7 protein-coding genes are annotated in these 19,347 nt (G+C 62.8%); 1 reads left to right on the forward strand and 6 read right to left on the reverse strand.

The genetic code is table 11. The features are described from left to right. Positions 1-159: 159 nt before the first annotated feature. The gene (locus tag A8G18_RS23315) at positions 160-330 is read right to left on the reverse strand and encodes a hypothetical protein (RefSeq protein ID WP_245207787.1); all 171 of its coding nucleotides are present in this window, start codon (positions 328-330) and stop codon (positions 160-162) included. Here A8G18_RS23315 and A8G18_RS23320 point away from each other — a divergent pair. Then, positions 329-532 carry a hypothetical protein gene (locus tag A8G18_RS23320; protein ID WP_060651576.1) on the forward strand — a complete coding sequence of 68 codons (204 nt, stop codon included), beginning with the start codon at positions 329-331 and terminating at the stop codon, positions 530-532. The two genes, A8G18_RS23315 and A8G18_RS23320, sit on opposite strands and share 2 nt — an antisense overlap. A gap of 1,056 nt (positions 533-1,588) precedes the next feature. Here the strand turns inward: A8G18_RS23320 and A8G18_RS06355 are convergent. The 5 genes from A8G18_RS06355 to A8G18_RS06370 all read right to left on the reverse strand — a co-directional run bounded on the left by A8G18_RS06355 (position 1,589) and on the right by A8G18_RS06370 (position 19,345). Beyond that, on the reverse strand, positions 1,589-3,829 hold the full coding sequence (locus A8G18_RS06355; RefSeq protein ID WP_064063191.1) for a 3'-5' exonuclease: 2,241 nt from the start codon (positions 3,827-3,829) through the stop codon (positions 1,589-1,591). Then, on the reverse strand, positions 3,830-6,574 hold the full coding sequence (locus tag A8G18_RS06360; protein ID WP_064063192.1) for a DUF262 domain-containing protein: 2,745 nt from the start codon (positions 6,572-6,574) through the stop codon (positions 3,830-3,832). A gap of 62 nt (positions 6,575-6,636) precedes the next feature. Further along, entirely contained in the window at positions 6,637-12,972 is a 6,336-nt protein-coding gene (locus tag A8G18_RS06365; RefSeq protein WP_064063193.1) for a DEAD/DEAH box helicase, read from the reverse strand. Next, complete coding sequence (locus A8G18_RS22335) at positions 12,972-14,714, reverse strand: ATP-dependent nuclease (protein WP_084421551.1); 1,743 nt, start codon at positions 14,712-14,714, stop codon at positions 12,972-12,974. Before A8G18_RS22335 ends, A8G18_RS06365 begins: the two co-directional genes overlap by 1 nt. Continuing rightward, the gene (locus A8G18_RS06370) at positions 14,705-19,345 is read right to left on the reverse strand and encodes a DNA methyltransferase (RefSeq protein ID WP_064063194.1); all 4,641 of its coding nucleotides are present in this window, start codon (positions 19,343-19,345) and stop codon (positions 14,705-14,707) included. Before A8G18_RS06370 ends, A8G18_RS22335 begins: the two co-directional genes overlap by 10 nt. Positions 19,346-19,347 lie beyond the last annotated feature (2 nt).

The following is a 19,347-nucleotide window of genomic DNA, read 5'->3' on the forward strand; positions in this document are numbered from 1 at the left end:
CAGAAGGAGATAGATCATGTCGTGGAGCGTCGGTACTTCTGTTCGTGCTGCAGGAGCCGTCTTGACGGTTGTGGGGTTGGCGGTAGGTCTGTCGGCCTGCGGTTCGGATTCCGAGTCCACGGCAGAATCGGCCTCGACTTCCGTGACATCGTCGGTGTCTCAACCGCCTACGACGACCCAGGCACGTACGTCGGCGGAGACCACGACGAAAGCACCCGTGAGTTCTTCCACCACCGAGCTGCCTCCTGCTCCTGTGGCTGCCCCGAGAGCCACCACGTCGTCGGCTGTGCCTGTCCCGACGACGGTTCCCATGCCGAACGTGGTGTGCATGAATCTTCAGGACGCGCAGAATCTTATTCAGGAGCTCGGCGTCTTCTACTCGCGTAGTACCGATGCGACCGGAAAGGGTCGGAACCAGGTACTCGATGCGAACTGGGTCGTGGTCGGACAGACTCCGGGCGTGGGGGTTCCGATCGGTGAAGGTGACGCGGTGCTCTCGGTTGTGAAGCTGACCGAGCCGAATCCCTGCTAGACCTGTCTCCTGCGAGCCAGTTGCACGTTGAGGCGAACGTATCGGTTGCGCAGACATCTTGATCATGCAAGGGTCTGCGTCTTGCGCCGAATTACTGGATAAAATAGGGGATTTGGATCACTTCCAGGGCTGATGTCCGCTCTGGGCGCACTGCCCGTGTGGCCGGAGCTGAAGCTCCTCCCGATTCGCTCACCGTCTAGTCTTTTATCTGACCCAGGTTGTCCGACCTGACTCACGTCTATGGGTTCTCATACATATGGGATGTTTGGGATACCCCATCCCTCCTAAGGAGTTTCAAGAATGGATGTTCTCGTCCTCGCTTATCTGCTCGTCGCGATAGTTTGTGCTGTAGTCGCAGGGAATGTAGCAAGTAGGAAAAATCGGGATGCACCGGGATTTGCTCTCGTAGGACTCTTGTTCGGTCCGATCGGAGTTCTCGTTGCTGCAGTTGTTGGCCCTGGAGAGCCTCCCGCTCCCCAAGGCTTCGTGGCGGTGACCTGCCCGAGGTGCAATACGAAGCAGAATGTAACCAAGGATGACCCGACTTTCGAGTGCTACCAATGCAAGACCAGTACTCGGGTGTTGGAAGCGGGCGGGGATCGCATCGTCCAGAGGTAGCGTGAAACGTAGCGATAGACAGCTGGTTTCCTAGCAGGTACTTCGTCTTGAGTCCATGGTGCCGACGGATTCGATCCGCTGGCACCATGGACTTCGCCACCACTTTCGGCACGCCGGTTGATTGTGTTCACTGATGAGCACGTCAGGTGCGCCCACCTTCATCGGCGTTGATCCTTTACTCGGGGTTTGGCGGCCCTGTCGAGAGTCAGATCCAAACTTCTTTGCGGCAGCCGGCACCAGTTCCAGAGGGGACTGGGCCTCGACGACGTCTTCGGTGCAGAATTCGTCTTGGGTAGCCCGGCCGGGCCATTGGTACCCGAACTCCCTGTGTCACGTCCCCCGCTGCGCGGTGTGCGAGCCGTCGACTCCGAGGTCCGGAGTGCAGGAGTGCGCCAGCACAACGTATCTGCGGTACGGCACTGCTGTCCACCCTATGCCTCAGTCGATTGAGCTCCCTAAAAGCGCAGACTTCCTACCACTCCACGTCACTACCAACGCGTCTCGTGCCCGGCTCGCCGCGACGTACAGCAGCGACCGCTCCCGTAGCAGCGCTTCGGGTTGTTCTTCTTCGGGAACGGAGCGCATCGTTGCTGCGGAGGGCACATGAGCGTCGTCAATGCCGGCGAGGACGACGCGGGAGAACTCCATGCCCTTGGAGCGGTGCATGGTGAGAACCTGTACATGACCACTGGTTATCGGGCTGTTGTCGAGTGCACGAGCTTCGACACCGCGTTCGCCAAGGGCGCGAACGAATTGGCTGCGGTCGTTCTGGCCACGGGTCAAGACCGCGATCGTGCCAGGGTCGATCTCATCCTTCTCGATCCAGAATTTGATGAGCTCAGCGACCTTGTCGAGCTCATCCGCAGGATCGACGCATTCGACAAATCTTGGATTCGGACCGAGCCGCGCCGACCGGTATTCGCTCGTAGATTCCTCTTCCTGCTCCAAGTCCTTGTACTCGGCCCCGGAAAGAATGCTGATTGCGAAATGCAGGTTCTGAGCGGTCGTGCGGTAATTCAGGGTCAACCGCCGCGCACGTCCCACGATCTTGATGCCGAGGCGGCTCAGCACCACGGGCTGGCCGTAGATCCGCTGGTGAGAGTCCTCGGCGATGAACAGATCGTTCGGGCCTTCTGCGACGAGATGGCGGAGCAGAGCCCAGTGCGTCGCGTGCAGGTCCTGCGCTTCGTCGACGAGCACGTGATCGGCGAGGAAGTTCTCTCCGGCCTCGGTGCGCAGCCGCAGCTGCTCAGCGGCAAGCGCCAGAATCTCGGCGAAGCTGAAGCTGCCGTCCATGCGGCTCTGTCGGCGATATGCCTCGACCAGCTTCCACACTGCGATCCGCTGCGGTCGGCTCAGGCGCACACCACGACCCGGCCGCGCGACCTTCGCGTACTGCTCGAGCGTCGTCACCTTGTTTGCGAGAATGACCGCAACGTATTCGTTTTCGAGGAATCCCGGCGTGGCGAGCTTGGGGTCGAGTCCGCTGTTGACCGTTTGCGCGACGTCTCGCCACACCTTGTCGCTCTGGGTACGCGCATGACTGAGTTCGGTGCGGTACCCGAGAACTGCCTCGGTGGCGTCGCCGATATCGCGGGAGTGACTCAGTGCGGCGTTGCCGAGAGCATCGATCCCGGTGACATAGATGCCGGGTTCGCCGAGCTGGTCCGCCGTGGGGATCTTCGGATCGAGAGTCTTGAGGGCAGCCTTGAGGTCGGCAGCGAGTGTCTTGTTGAACGTCGTCAGCACGATCCGTGCGGTCGGGTCTTCCTTGGCGAGGCGACGAGCTCGGTGAATCGCGACGACGGTCTTGCCGGTGCCGGCACCGCCCGACAGGCGGAAGGCGCCGTTGTAGTTCTGCTCGACGTAGGTGCGCTGTTCGGGATGGAGGAAGGTACGCCACGCGGCGAAGTCGCCGTCCTCGATGATGCGCTTGAGCTCTTCGTTGTCCTCGACGAACGTGAACTGCATCTTCGAGGCGGGCTGTTCGAGAGCCTTGAGGATCTGCTCGTCCTCGTCCAGGGACTCGTCGACGGGGTTCTCGGTGAAGCCGAGCTTCTCTCGGATGACGTCGATGTGTGTGCCGGTTGCGAGCTCGAGCAGTGCGCTGCCCTGCCACTCGACTGCGTGTGCTGCGATGGTGAGGAGCGTGGCCTCGTCGGGGGCGGCAAAGGCGCGTTCGGCCAGCTCGGCATCCAAGCCCAGTCGATCGGTGAGGTCGGTAAGGCTGAAGGTGCGACCGAGGTACGACGTCGGGGCAGCGGTGACAGCGCGGTTCAGTTCGCCGCGTGGGTCGGGGACCACGGTGCGCTTCTTGCGGTCCTCTTCGCCGTCGAGCTCACCGATGATGCCTTCGAGAACACCGTTGATGGGGTTGACCCGCAGCTTGGACCGCTCGGCGAGCTTGTTCGCATCGTCGTGCGGCCAGGTGCCCATGTAGATGAAGGTGGGGTCGTCGCCGAGCTTGGCTTCGATCTTGAACAGGATGGCTCGGAAGTTCAGGTCGATGCGACCGGTTCGGACGCGCGGATCGATCGCACCCTTGATCGGTTCGATGTGGAGGCCCGCGGCGGTGTGATCGGCGGAGAGCTTCTCGATGAACGCCCAAACCTTGTCGCTGACCGACTTGTCGAGCTTCTTCATCGCCTTGGTGTTCGACGCGATGACCAGATTCGCCACTTACGACACTCCATTCTTCAGCGCAGCCGCGATGCGTTCGGCATCCGGCGGGCACATCGTCCACCCCGATTCGGACATCGTACGAGTGACCTCGTCGTCCGATTCGAGGAGGACGCCGATGCGGTTGTTTTCCCACGCGAAGTCCAGGACGTCGGCTTCGCTGGTCTCGTAGCCGACGGTCGGTACCGGCAGATCGGCTGCGGCGAGGGCGAGCACCAACTGCCTCTCCACGTCGGAGACGGTGGCATCGAAGAGTTCCTGCCACTGCGGGGCGAGCGTTATTGTGGTCTGCACGGTGGCAGGATCACCCGTGCGATCCCTGCTGGTGGTGATTCCCAGCGTGCTCGATGTCAGCGTGGTCAGCCACTGCGCGATAGTTCCCGTGGTGATCAGACGGTGGAACTGAGGCGCGATGCTCTCGACCTGAAGCGTCATGCTCACCGCAGCGAGAATATCGTCGGCTGTTGCCTTCTCGATAAAGCCGGATGTTTCCAGATCCAGGATGTTCTTGCCAGGAAGGGCCGCTTGGGGGTTCGCGACGGTGAACCCGGCGAACGCCTTGGTGAACTCGTCACGGAGGTCACGAGTGTCGTCCTCAGTGGCGGTGGAAGATGAGTATTCCTCCATGGCAGGAAGGAACTTGGTCAGCTCCGCAAACGGACCGGGTTCTTCGACTGTGTCCTCGGGCTCGGCGGTGTCGTTGTTGCGGAGTGTGAACACCAGGTCGTCGGTGTCCAGATCGAGATGGTTGAACAGTTTCCGCAGTATCACCAGCTTCGCGCGAGTGGAGTTCCCCGTCACCACCGTCAGACCCGGAACCACCAGTGATTCCCAGTCCGTGATCTCATGCGAGTCCGATACCAACGTCAGCTCGTTCGAGTCGCCGGCGTAGGCGAAGAGCTCCTCACGGTGGTCCTCGACGAGTGTGCGGATCACCTCGACAAAAGCGTCCTTCCAACTCGCGATGGTCTTACGGATGTCGCCGAACTCGAACGAGACGATCTTGCGGTTGGTGAACGACTCGTCGTCGCCCATTGGGATGGAGGGCAGCGGTGGCACGTACGGTTCGAAGTCCGTGGAGGGCAGCGGCCAGTATTTCAGGGCGATGGCGGTCAGCGCCCTTGTTCGCTCTTCGAGCTGGGGAACCGTCCACACCTCGGAGCTCTTCAACAGCGCATTGAGACGATACGGCGAGGCATCGAACCCGTTGTCGCGCTTCTTCTTATCTGCGAACGTTGAGTTGGAGTAGCTGGAGTTGTAGCCGGTCACGGTCAGGTTCCCGATGCGGTTACACCAGGTTGCGTGGATCTCTTCGGCGTCGGGGCCCAGGTCCTGCCGCCACGCCGAGGTCAGCGTCTGCGGCATGATGTGTTCGATACTGATCGACTGGCCCTCGAGCGCGATGGCGATGTCGTGGGTGTCGTTGGACCAGTTGTTCTCGAGGCACTCGAACAGGTAGCTGCGGTTCTCGCTCTTGATGTTGTACAGGTTGCGGGTGGCGAATGACTCCTTGAACTCGTCATCGGTCGGGAAGCGGCCGGAGGCGGCTCGTCGGCGCAAGGAATACGCCAGCACGTCGGAGAACCGGTCTCCTTCGCCGCGGAGGCGGTGAATCTCGGAGTACAGGGTCGCGAAGATCTTGTTGAGGGCGCTGGTGAGGACACCGCTGACGAAGCGTCGGAACAGGTAGGAATCGAGGATGATGATCACATCGGTGAAGTCCTCACCCGACACCGTGCCGGCCTTCACCTCGCCCAGCAGGGGCATGGTCAGCGGCAGCGTCACGTCGTGCTTGACCATGTTGAAGCGACGTAGCCTCTTGTCCGCCGCGGGAATGCCGGTGCTGGCGGTGTTTAGCTCGCGACTGTACTCGGCGTAGTCCCGCATTTCCGAGAGGATGTCGCGGGTGCTTGCCTTGACGTTATTTTGATAGTCGCGGAACGCCTCGTACACGCCGTCCTGTCGAGGAGTTTTGCCTGTCTTCGAAACGAGGTAGAAGCGGATGAACCAGTCAGTGCGGTACTCGACCGCCTTCTCGATGCGATTCCAGTAGTTCTCGTACAGGTCTTCTTGCTCGTGGCTCGGATGGTGCATGAGCACCACATTGCGGATCTTGTCAGCCTCGCTGAGTTCGAGGCCGGTTGAGTTGATGCTCTCGAAGATCCGCTGGGGATCATCCTGTTCCTCCAGGTCCAGTGCCATTACCTGGAGGCGGAAGATGGCGTCCCATATCTGGTCCCCATCGAGCTCGCCACGTGCGATTCGGTTGCGGAAGTACCGGTAGTTGGCCGTGATGGTGGAGGACTCGATCGGGGTGTCGTTATTGTGCAGCAAGCGGCTGTATGCAGCGTTGTCGTTCTTGACAGGCTTGAGCTTGAACTTGACGGCATTGTGTTCGTTCTTGAGTACGAGATAACTCTCACGGATCTTTGTCGATAGATCTGGATCCGTTGAGGTGACGTCGTTGGCATCGAGTGCGTGGACCAAAGCCAGCATGAGCAAGCTGGTGGTGGTCAATCGCTGTTGGCCATCGATCACAACGTAAGTGAACGAAGTCTCCGGGTTTCCCACGATCGCACCGAAGAAATGTGTCTTGCGGTCAGTGCGAATGATGTCTACGAGATCGTCGAAGAGCCGAGCACAGTGCTTTTCCTTCCAGTCGTAATTGCGCTGGTAGACCGGGATCAGAAGGTGCTTGCTGTTTCCGTCGAAGAGATCGGTGATTCGTCTGATGCTGCCCTGCACTGGTTAGCCCTTCCTTGAGACCGCTGCGCTTCTATATTCGTTGCGATGGCCAGGTTCGCTACTCACGAACCTGCACGCTTCACCACTGCTGCGATCTGTTCGACATCTGGCGGGCACATCGTCCACCCCGATTCGGCCATCGTACGAGCGACCTCGTCGTTCGGCGCGAGCAGCACGCCGATGCGGTGTTCGCCCCACGCGAAGTCCACGACGTCGCCGTCGTCGGTCTCGTAGCTCAGCTCGGGGACGGGCACGCCGCTCTCGGCGAGCGCGAGGACGAGCTGCTTCTCGGCGTCGGAGACTGTGGAGTCGAACAACTCCTGCCACTCTGGGCTGAGCGTGGCGGCCGTCGGTGCCTCGACGGGGGCGCTGGTGTCGAGCTCCAACAGCTTCCGGGTGGTGATGCGGTGGCTGCCCCCGAGCCCGAACCAGTTAGACAGCCGCAGCCATTCCTTCCAGGCGCGGCCGTCGAGGATCTCGAGCTGATCGTCGTGGTCGTCCACGACGACAACGGCATTCATTGCGCGGGTGCCCGTGCGCATGGTGGCGGTGACGGTCAACGGTCCGTCGGTATATGACCAGCACATGTCGACGCCGTCTCCGAACGAGGGTTTGCCGCCGTTGAGGAGATCCAGCGCGGCGGCGGCGATGGTGTCGCCGTCACCCTTGCTGCGGTTGCTGCCGCCCACGAATCCGAACGGCAGCCAACGACCGACGGTTTCCCACGCTTCGAGGTCGGGGTCGCTGATGAACGCGAGCAGCATCGTGATCGGGTCCGCGGACAGCAGTTTGACGAGTGCCGGCCGGAGGTTGCCTGCCTTCATCATGTTGGTGGTGGCCTGTTCGGAGAGCCACGTCGGTGTGGCGGCTACGTTCTCCTTGAACCGCTGCAGGTCCTCGTGGCCGAACGACCACACCAGATGGCCGCTGTCGCGCAGGATGGCCCGCTTGCCCGCATCGTCGGCAACGCGATTGCAGCCGGCCATCGCGTGGTACTTGCGGCCATCGGCGAACAGCGCGATCCGCGGGATCTCCGGATCGGTGGTGCTCAGCTCGTAGTCGGGCTTCGAATTGGCCATGTGCACCTGCGGAGTGAGCTTCCAGGTGCGGATCTTCTTGCCGGGCAGCACAACCGTCGCAGACGGACCGTAAGTGCCGGGGGATTCCTTCACGGTCGCACCGATGGACCGGAGCCGCTCCACGAACGCGGCGTAGAACTCCTTCTCCAGCGGTGATTCCTCACTACCGACCGGTTGGGACGGGGCTTCCTCGGTGACGGCGTCGAGCCACGCCTGCCGATCAGGTTCCGCGTCGTTGTCGACACCGAGGATCTGTTCGAGGACCCGCAGCGCGACCTTCCGCGACACCTTGTCGAGTTCGTGCGGGGGAGAGAACGGCAGCAGGCACTTGTGGCAGGCGAGCCGGTCGTGTTGGGAGCAGTCGCAGTCGCGCACCACGGTGCGCGCGGCGTCGAGCACCGCCCACACCTTCGCCGGGTCGGCGAACTCGGCGAGGTATCCGGTGCCGCCGGGCACTGTGTCGTGGATCAGCAGCGCGCGTTGCGTCGGTGCGTAGAGGGCGTCGGTGATGGTGACGACGTCGAGGTGTTCGGGGGAGCCGCCGATCACCTGCCGAAGACCGAGCAGGATCGCCGCGCTCAGGCTGGGATGCGCGAACATGTCGTATTCGAGCGAGCGCGGCAGGTGCAGCAGCACCCCCTGGGTGCGCAGGGTGCGGGCGAGCGCGATCTCCCGCACATGCTCGGTCGCGGCGTTGCGGTGCCGGCACCAACTGCGGTGTTCGTAGCGGGAATTGCGGCCCGCGGCCTTGTCGAGCTGTCCGCACGAGGAGCACACCCGGAACAGGCCGGTGGTGGTTTCCTGCCCGGCGATGTGCCGGGTGCGGCCCTGTGACGTGCGCCGACCCATGTTCAGCCAGCGAACATCCATGCGGCGCAGGTACTCCGCGCCGAACTCGTGCTCCTCGACGAACCACGCCCGGTCCACGTTGACGGGGTCGATGTCGGCAGCGGTGACGACGGTGAACGATTCCTTGTGCCGCTCGTCGCGGGAGTCGTTGATCGACGCCTCGTCGCGACGGACCTCAGCGGACACCCGCGCCATCTCGACGACCTGCAGTTGCTGGCTGACGTCGGCGATGGCCCCGGTCCCGCAGCGGGGGCACGAATGCAAGATCGGGGGTTCCTCCCCGGCGAGGGTGATGCCCGCCCACCCGCACTGCGGGCACAGCCGCCACGTGTGGATGTTGGACTCGCCGGCACCGAGGTCGACGGCATCGATGCGCGCCGCAAGGCCCTGCGCGTAGAAGGTGGCGCCGGGGGCGAGTTCGGTCAGCGCGACGCGGGAGCCGCGCTGATAACTGGTGGCCTCACCCATGTACTGGTTGGTGTCGGGGTCGATCCAGGTGACGCCGACATCGAGGGTGACGGAGTCGTCGAGCAGCGTGTAGTTGGGCAGTACGCCGTAGCGTTCGAGGACGCTGATCCAGTAGTCGTCGGTGAGGTCGTGGATCTGCCCGCCGAGCAGGCGCAACGACCCCTTGGCGGTGCGCAGGTCGCGCAGGTCGTCGTCGGTGGCGGCGGGCGAGGCCGCGCGGCGCTCGAACTCGGACATCTCGGCTTCGACGGCGGCGCGTCGTGCGGCGAGTTCGGTGAGGTCGCGGTTCCAGCGGTGCACGGCCTCCTGCAGATCAGTGACGAGTCCGCTGGGCATCCCGTCGTCACCCGGGGTTGCCCAGGTGCGCAACGAGTCTCGGGTGTGGGCGTCGAGGACTTCGTCGAACTGGGCGAGGAATTCGTCGACCTGCTGATCGGCGTCGGTGTCCACTGCGGTGAGCAGACCGGCCATCCAACTGTCCGGGTCGAAGCTGCCGAGCACGGCGCGGGCGCCGCGCGGGGCGACGGTGTTGGGGTCGCGGGCGAGCCGGTCGATGACGTGCGCGACGTACTGGCGTTGCAGGATCTCCTCGGCGGTGAGGAAGGTCGCGGGCGGGCGGACGTCGCCCTGGATCACCGATGTCGGGTCGTACAGTTTCGGCAGGTGCTCACCGCGACCGCGGACGAACGCGAGGACCAGCGAATTGCCGGTCAGGCGTCCGGCGCGGCCGACGCGCTGCAGATACGACGAAACGGTGCGCGGCAGCGAGCCGAGCATCACCGTGGACAGGTCGCCGATGTCGATACCCATCTCGAGCGTCGGGGTGGCGACGAGGACGTTGGGGGCCTGCGGGTCGGCGCCGCCGCGTTTGAACGCGGTTTCGTAGCCCAATCGGGTCGCGGTGGGCAGCAGGGAGGTGTGCTCGCGCGCGACGACCCGCTTCATCTCGGAGCTGTCGTAGAGGCTCCGGTAGAAGTTCTGTGCCTTCGGTGCGCGGGTGAGCGTGCCGGGGCAGCGGACGAGCAGGCACGGTGCGCCGTCGAGCTCGTCGACGACCGTGGCCGAACCCGGGGTGGGGGTTTGGCACACGCTGCACACCAGCAGGTGCCGGCGGGCGGCGAGGTCCTCGTCCGACGGAGCGGACACGGTGATTGAGGTGGGCGGCAGTCCGTAGGCGGTGAGTCCGCTTTCGGTGAGGACCGCGGTGAGTACTCGTTGTTCGGCGAGGACGGAGAACAGCGACCGCGCGAGGAAGCTGCCGTCGAACGGGGAGACGTCGAGGCACTGCGACGCCCAGCGTGCGTACCAGGAGGAGACAGCGGTGATCGCGTCGAATCCTTCGGGGACCGTGCGTGATCCGATCGCGGGGAACGCGGGGGCCGGTCGGCCCTTGGGGAATGCGGGCATGCCTTCACCTTTGGGGCGTGCGCCCCACACCCAGCGGCGGTTGGCGTCCTTCTCGATGTATTTGAGCAGCCACGGGTGACGGATGGCGCCGCGGGTGCGGACCCGCTCGACGGTGCCGCGGACCCAACGAGCGATGGCTGCGTTGTCCGGAGGCGTGAGCGAGAGCTGGTGTTCGGTGGCGTTGAGGGCAGCACGACCGAGCCGCACCGGTCGCTCCGCGCCGCCGAGATCGACCTCGGCGACGGTGCTGCCGGTGAGCTCGAGTGTGCGGCCGAGCCTCGACTGCAGGCCGAATTCCAGATCGATGTCGAATTCGAGCCGCTTTCGCACCTTGTCGGTGGCGTTCTTTCGGGCCTGGTTCGGCGCGTCGGCTTTCCAGAACGGGGTGAACTCGTCGTGATCGACGATGTCGGGGGCGAGGAGGTGGTAGCGGCGGGCCGGGTCGTCGCCGGCACGTGCGATGACCGCATCACGTAGTTCGGGCAGGCTCAGCGCGGAATCGCCGAGGGCGCTGCGCAGCGTCGAGCGCAGGCTGAGGGTGTGCGAGCGGGCCTGCACGAAACCGGCGCGATGCGCGGCGTCCTGCACGCTGTCGGTGAACATCAACGCCTTCTTCTCGTCGGCGTCGAGGGAGGCGTCGCCGAACAGATTCGACAGTGTCACCGAGAGCTGGGTGGCGACGGCACTACCGAGGAAGCGGATGCCATCGGCGACACCGCAGGCCGGGCACATGTCGTTCTTGGAGTCCTCCTCGGCGTTCTCGCCGGTGAGGACGAGCACCGGCAGGACTTTGCCTTCGAGTTGTTCGGTGCCGTCGGGGTCGGGCGCATCGTCGGAGATTTCGCGGTCGTCGATGCGGAACCAGCGCAGACCCTCGATGGGTGAGTCGGGTCGGGTTGCGGCGAGTAGCGCTTCGGCGGGCGCGGAGATCAGCGCGCGGAAGCGGGACGCGCCGGCGGCGTGGTCGGCACGGATGGCGTCGTCGGTGACGTCGAGGGTGTGCCCCGTAGGCGCGAGGCGCGCACCCCATCCGGAACGACCGCAGTGTCGGCAGAAAACTGCCGGTAGGTGCATGACGTCGCCGTCTTCGTGGACGCCGTCGTCGGACCAGCGGTAGGACGTGGCGGTAGCGACGACCCGGTCGATGCGGGACAGCTCCCGAATCCACAGGTGCACATCGACGCTCAATGCGGCACGGCCGACTTCGGCACGGATGTGGGAGAGCGCTGCGAACAAATAGTCGAGGAAGCGTTGCTGCGCAGCGCGGACGCGGCGGGTATCGCGCTCGGAGGCGGGTGCGTCGAACAGAGCCTCTGCGAGGTCGGCGAGAGAGATCGCGTCGACGGCCTTCTCGAGTAGTCGCCGCATCAGCGGATGGCCCTTGAGCAGGTGTAACTGTTCGGCGGCGTCGAGGTGTCGCAACTCTGTGGGAGAGAGACGATGGTCCGTGTCGAGGTCGTCGGCGCGCTCGAACAGTTCCGCGAGCATGGCCGCCGTCAGCGCGGCGTTTCCGAGGGCTTCGGCGCTGTCGTCGAGGCGCGCGGAGGTGTCGGCGACGGGCGGCGAGATCGGCCGGTAGAGCCGATCAAGCGCAGTGTCGCGATCAGCGAGCCACTCGGACGGGCTCAGCCGGGTCTCACCGATCACGGCGTCGGCGTCGAACTTTTCGCCGAAGACGGTGTGTGCAAAGTCGAGCATCGCGGTGGGTGCGGCTTTGGAACCGAGGGTCGCGGAGGTCGCGACGGGGGTGATGAGGCCGAGGGGGCGAGCGCGATCGTCGTCGGTGACAGGCGAGGCGTCGGTCCAGTGGGCTTTGACTGTGAGGCCAAGGCGGCGAAGGAGCATCGCGACGTCGGTGCCTTGCGCGCCGTCGTAGGTGTGGAACTCGTCGAGAACGACGTACTGCAGCGAGTCCGCCGAGAGACGCCAGATGTCGGCACGGTCAGGGTGCAGTAGCAGGTGGTCGAGCATCTTGTAATTGGTGAGCAGGATGTCCGGAGGAGCGGCGTGCATCAACGAGCGGTCGGTGATGAGGCCTTCTTCGGAGACCTTGGTGCGTCCACCGGTGGATTGTTCGCCGGTGTAGAGACCGGCGGAGACACCCGAAAGTTCGGGGTGTTGGGTGATGAGTCGGGCGAGCCGTTCGGCTTGGTCGTTGGCGAGCGCGTTCATCGGGTAGAGGATGAGCGCCTTCATCCCGGTGACACCGGCAGCTTTGGCACGAAGGACGTGGTCGAGGATCGGGTAGAGGAATGCCTCGGTTTTGCCGGAGCCAGTGCCGGTGGTGACGAGCGTGGGTTGCGGGCGGTCGTGAAATTTCGTGGAGAGGCGTTCGAATGCGCCCGCCTGGTGGCCGTAGGGGGTGAATCTCTTTGGCCGCCAGTCCAAGTGCATGCCCCAGTTGCCGCCCGCCGGTGCGAACGGCAGGCGCAGGCGGGCGTAGGGACCCTTGAACATGCCGGTGTCGGGATGGCCGACAAAGTCCGACAGCGCATCCTGAGCGTCAGGGTCGGTGAGCGCGAACGTTGTCGAGAGGTAGTCGGTCAGGCCCTCGCGCAGATGGTTAGCCTGGAGAGTCGGAAGCAATCGCGACACTATCTTCCACCCCAAATTACATCGCGCAACGACGTAATTGCTTCAATTGCGGCTTCCGAGGCAATCGGTCCTTCTGTGTTGCTGATGGCCTCGGCCACTGCGGTCTTCGCAACACTCGGCAGGTCCTCGGGGTCGACCGCAACACCAAGTGAATGCGCGGCTTCGACCAGATTGTCGGTCCACTTGCGCGACCTATTCGAGAAGTGTCGTCTTGAGAAAGATCTCCCGAACCTCTTTGATATTGCTGGCAAGAAGATTTCCGGTTTTAGTAAGTCTTCAATCTCGGTGTTCTTGCGTCCGGATCCCCTCAGCTGAAATACGCATTCGTCACTGAGTAGGTTGGCGCCTATTAGGCGTTTCGCTTCCTCTCGGCCTGCTGCATCGTCGTCGAGGACGGCGACGATGCGACAGACTGTTGATTTCTCCCTCACGATGGACTGTCGCATCTTTCCGGCGCCGGTAACCGCCTTGAATACGACGCGTTGATTTCTGATGTCGCTAGCTTTGCTTGGGTCGAACTCGATGATAAGACGTGGGAGGAGCTTAGCATCGGTGTGCCCCTCTACGAGAACAATGACTTCGGCTGATGACAGGTTGTCGTGAAGCTGGACACCGAGTGCTTCTCGCACCTGTGGAATAGATTGCGCAGGTCGCGCCCTGTTGCCGAGCACCAGAATATTCGATCCGACGTGGTCTCTGTTAACAAAAATTGGATTGTGGGTAGCTAGAATTACCTGCTGTGATGCCGAGAGCTTCGTGAACAGGATCTGCAATTCGTGAACTGCGGAAGAGTGCAAATGTGCTTCGGGTTCGTCGACAGCGAGAATGAAGCTGTGGCTGTGGCTTTGCTCTCCAACTAGTTCCTGAATCAGAGCGAGTGTTACGAGGCTTTTGACCCCATCGCCCTTGCGTGAGAGTGATGTGATCGAACCGTCGTCCATGAGGATGTCTTCGACCGAGTCGCTCCGCCCAAAGTCCTCCGGGACAATCTCTACTCCTTTGACGCCTGGTAGGTATCGTTGGATTGATCCGACGAGTCCCTTTCCTACTTCCGCGACTGCATTGTGCCGTAGGAGGTTGATTTCTTCGATAAGGGCTAGGTACTCTTTGGAGCGTGCGAGCTCGCGCATACGCAGTCTTGCCAGGTCATTAACCAATCTCCGTGCTTGGAGCACCGTTCGAACGGCGGGGATTGACACCAGGCTTAGTCGCTGGGAAATAAACTCGGCAATCGCTCGGGCCTTTGCGCGGTGCGTAGCCGCCCCACGTCCAGGCTTCACCACGCCGAAGGATGCGTTCGTGCGTCCCAGGTTGATTTCTACAGGAAGTACTCCATTGTTTTTGATTCCTGTCGAAGTTGTGAAGTCGGCTCGTTCCGACTCGTCCAATTCGAACTTTAGGCGGATTACAGTTGGCTGACTGCCGCGCTTTTCTTGCTTAGCTATCGGATAGTCGTCGCTCCAGCTGAAGCCCGGGCTATCGCTGCTGACACTCCGCATTGTGTTGCGGTTCATCTGGAGCAGCATGCGCGCGTCAAGGCCGGTCAGTTCCGTCTGCTTTGAAAGGCGGTCGGGTAGTCGGCTCCAGCGGTCAATGAGTGACATAGCAAGGTCGAGCGCCCTTAGTAGATTTGATTTTCCCTCGTTATTGGGTCCGACAAGTGTGGTGAGGTCCTCGACGAAGAATTTTGTCTCCGACTCGATCGATCGGTAGTTCCTCACCGTAACTTCGATTAGTCGCATTGTTCTATGGTTCCGTTCGGGTTCGGGTCGGAAGTAGCAATGGATTGGCTGCGGAGCAATCGTTGAAAGTGTTGGTGAGCCAGTTCCATGTCGCGTTCGCGGTCGACGTCGCTGAAGGGTTCCTGGTAGGTGGTGCCGTCGACCGTGAGGTCGGCCGCCTTGAGGGAGCCCTTCTTGCGGTACTCGGAGGCGAGCTTGGTGGGGAGCTGGCGGCCGGTGGCGTCATACAGGGCTTCGCGCTCGTACTTCTGCAACACCGGGAACTGGGTGCGGTAGATCGTCAGCAGTTCCTCGGCGGTGATACCGAGCATGATCGCGACGATCGCGTCGATCTCGACCAATGCCTGGCGGCGGTCGGCGCCGCGGCGCATGGGAGTTTCCCATTCCCACGTCGGGCTGACTTCGCCGAGGGGTGCGCGGTCGGCATAGCTGACGCCGACACCCGGAACCCACGAATCCTGCTGCCATGCCTCGTTGTACAGCTCCTTCCACAGGGGTGCGAACGGCCGGGTGAGGCAGTTCAGCCGGAGGATTCGCAGTATCAGTTGAGCTTCAAGGTCGTGGTCCATTATGTGGGGGACCTTGCCGATCACGCCGATCTTGATGTTCGCGACGCCAGTCACTTTGATGAGAAAGTCTGCGACTAACGAGCCAGAGAAGGCGGATGCGAGCGCAATATCTGTGTGTGAGTGGGTTGTTAGCGAGAACAGTCCCGATACGTGTGTGGGACCAGGAGGCAATATTGCTGAATGAAGGGTGCGCACGGTGGCTGAGTCAGCCATTGCACGCCAGGCGAGGCGGAAAAACGATGAGCTGGGTTCATCGTGCCACTTCGGGTAGGCGGCGATGTACTCGTCGTATGGCTTGGCGATCTGGTAGTTGGTGCGGGGGATGTAGTCTGCACCGAACTTGCAGGGGTCGAGCTGCTGAGTGTCCTGCCTACTCTTCGGGTTCGGATTTGGCTGTTGATAGAGCGGTGTCGCGACTGTGAGATGCGGGCCTTGCAGGATCGCTTCGTCCCATTGGTCGGGTGTTGTGGTTCGCGTTTCAAAGTATCCGAGCTTGCGGTCGCGGTCCTCTTCCCATCCTCGTGTCCACTCAAAGCTAATGTCTCCGAGTCGTGGTGCAGTCGAGATCTTCTTGAGAACCTGGGTACTCGCGCGATTCACGGGATAGAGCATGCGTGCTTCATCAGCGGGTGTGCCTGGCTCGTCGATTAGTTCAGCCCAGCCAGCCAAAACTGCGGCATCAACCACAACAACACGCTGTTTGTGCGGTCGCGTGTCCCACTGATCGTCTTCATCTCGTACTCCGGGTTCCGGACCAGAACCGTCATGCGCGAGTGATCTCTCGGCGACAGATGGGTGGTAAAGCCATGCGCCTTGAACGAAGCTCACATCTGGTGAAGCATGCCCGTAGATGTGGACGCCAAAGTCGCGCTTGTCGCTGATCTCGCGGAAGATGTAGGCGTTGTTCTTGAACTGCCAGTGGCGCCTTAGCCTGCGATATGCCTGGCGACGTAGGTGTTTCGCTCGTAGTTCGGTGAAGTGGCTTTCAGGGTGTATCAGCGCGGTTATTCCGCTCGAGGCTGCGGACCGCCATGTGCGCTCCATAAAGCAGCGATACAGATCGGGCTGTAGACCGGTCAGTGCCGGCCGGTCGATCCCTGACCCAAGGCTTTCCTTGGCTCCGGCCTGTTCAGAACGCTCGTCGATGAAGCAGATCAGTGCGTTCGGGTCGCGCAGGGCAGACTCGCGCTTGGCACGTTTTACGGCCTCGGCCGGTTTGTCCGCCAACTGCCACCACGGGTCGAACTCGGCCAGCACCCCAGCCTCATCCCAGTCCGGCCGCACCCATGGCGGGTTACCAACCTGGAGTTCAAAGCCGCCACGTGCGAACACCGGTGCAAAGTCGAGCTCCCAGTGGAAGAAGCCCTGCCGCTTGGCGATCTCCTGTGCCACCTCCAGCCATGGGAACTGGTGGTACGTATGACCGACCGCCGTGGCGCGTGAAAGCAGTAGGTCGTTCTCCTCGCCGACTCCGAGCTCCTGCCAACTGGTGTCGCGGCCGATGCTCAACTGCCCGCGGCGTTCAGCTGCGGTTTCCTTGACCTGTATGCCGAGCACGGCCTCGAGGCCCCCGACCCACTGATCCCAATCCGGCGGATCGAACTGTGATGTCAACGGCCACGACCAGATCGCACACCACGCATCCATCACCCGACGCAGACGCTGGTACGCGCCGTTCGGATTGCTGAGGACGTTCTCGATCTCCTCACGCGACACCGCCGGTGTGTGTTCGACCGGATCCGATCCCCAGAGGTGAATGTCGCGTCGAATCTCCGATTCCGCGATCGTCAGCCGTCGCAGGGTGAACTCCCACAACGTCTCTACTCGCTGTGCGAGCGCCTGCAGCCGCTTGACGATCACCTTGCTCGGTGGCTTCCGGATCTCGTTGCGCCACAGTCGCAACTCCTCGCGCTTCTCCGACGCGTACGTCTTGGCCTCGGGGGTATCGATCACCGCGCCCCAGCCCTCGGACGGCAGGAGGAAGTGGTGGATACCGGCGCCGATCTCCTCGCCCAGCGGAACGTCCTTCGCAGGTGTCTTGAGCCACTGCTTCTTCGAGAGCAGACTTGGTGCGTAGACCGAACGCCGCGCACCGATGAGCGAGTTGCCGCGGCGCAGGTGCAGACCGAACCACGGGGCCTGCAATCCCGCCACCATCGTGTCCAGCCAGAGCGAGATCTCGGCGAGTTCGACCGCGGTGGTGTTGAGGTCCACCCCGTATACCTGGTGCAGGGCGATGTGCGCCTTCACCTTCTGCAGCTCGATCGGGTACTGATCGGCATCGATCAGCTCGCCCAGGTCCTCCTGCTTGCGCTTGAGGTACTCGGCGGCGAGCTGACGGACCGCCTCGATCGCGAACGCGCCCGACCCGAGGGCGGGCTCGCAAATCGTGAGTTCCAGTATCTGCTCCGGCGTTGTCCGCTCGTCGTTCTGATCCAGCAACTCTTCGAGGGCCTGCGATACAACGAACTTCGTCAGCACCTCGGGGGTGTAGTATGACGCCGACTGTTGGCGTTCGCGGCCCGCGAGGCGGAACACGAAGGTGCCCTTTTCATGCAGGACCGGCTTCTCCTCGCCGGTTACCGCGTCCACCTTCCGGACGAAGTCGGTAGGTGAGAGGTGATCGGAGCGGTCCACCGGGACCACCCAGGATCCCTTCTCCGGGTCACCGTTCTTTGCGACCTCGTACAGATCCCCCTCGGCGAAGAAGCCGGTGTACGACATCAGACCCTCGTACACCGCACCGAGCTGATTGATGCCCAGTTCCGCATACGAGATGAAGCCACGATCGGCGCCCTTACGCCCCTTGCTTTCCTTGGACAACAGCAGGTGCTCGAGAACCCGCTGGGTAGCCTCGTTTCCGAGACCTACCTCGTCGATCAGGGCGGTTGCGGCGGGGGAGAACAGGTCTGCGCGCAGAGGCTGGAACTCGATACCCGGCGCCGGATCATCGGCGATGTGCTCCCGGACGGCGGGCGTATGCCCGAACTCGACGAGACGGAACAGTGTCGCCAGCGACTCGTACAGGTGCGTGCCGTGGCGGGCTTGCTCCGATACCAGCTCGGTGAGCGTCAGCTCCCGGAGCCGGTCCAAGCCGTAGCCCTCTTCGTATTCGGCGGCACCGGTCGGCAGCACCCGCATCTCGGGTGATGCCTCCGCATACAGCAGGAACAGGATCCGATACAGGAACCGCAGCGAATGCTTTGCCAGGTCCTGCCCGTCGATCCCGTCGAGGGTCAGGCCGTTCGCGGCTCGGCGTCGGACCACCTCGTTGGCGATGATCTCGATGGACAGGCGGATGCCCTCGCGCAGATCCTTCGACACCCCGACGGTGTGCTTGACCGAATCCTCCAGCACCCCCGCCCACCAGAGGTTGCCGTCCGCGTCGGGCAGTAACGCCTGCTTGCCGAACATGGCAGCGACACGGTCGATTTCGCCACCCTTCGCTTCGTGGCGGCGCTCGGTGACGACCAGCATGTCGACAGCGAGGTAGCGGCCCTCGGCCCAGCGCTCGGCCTCGGCGAGCAGTAACCACTGCCCAGCCTGCACAACCACGAACGTGGGCGGTGCGTCCGATCGGAACGCGGCGGACACGACCTTCGACGCGGCCTCGATCGGCTTGTTGTCCTCGACTGCGGGGGTGATCAGAAGGCCGGTGTCGGGGTCGAGGAGGTCCTCGATCGACGCGATAGGAACGGCCTGCAGGAACAACACCTCGGCGACACCGTCGAGCTTCGCGTTCGGGATCTCCAACTCGGAGCCCGCGCGTTCGGCGGTGAAGGTCGACAGCGCCGCCGGGTAGCCGAACGTCGTCCGCACCAGGGCATGCACCTCGGAGGCGTTATCCGGGTTCTCGGCGAGCGCGGCAAGCGCGGTCTGCAGGTCCTTGGTGGCGGCGAGCAGGTCGTCGCGGACCGTCGTGCGCCCTTCCTTCTTCTCCGCATCCCACAGCTTGCGTAGTTCGAGCACCTTGCCGTGGAACGACTCCTTCGCCGAGTCGGTGGTGAAGTAGTGCTCGCTGATCCAATCCTCGCCGATGACGATGGAATCGAAGGAGGCCACGC

Origin of the sequence: Rhodococcus gordoniae (genome assembly GCF_001646655.1) — a bacterium.
Lineage (GTDB): Bacteria > Actinomycetota > Actinomycetes > Mycobacteriales > Mycobacteriaceae > Rhodococcus > Rhodococcus gordoniae.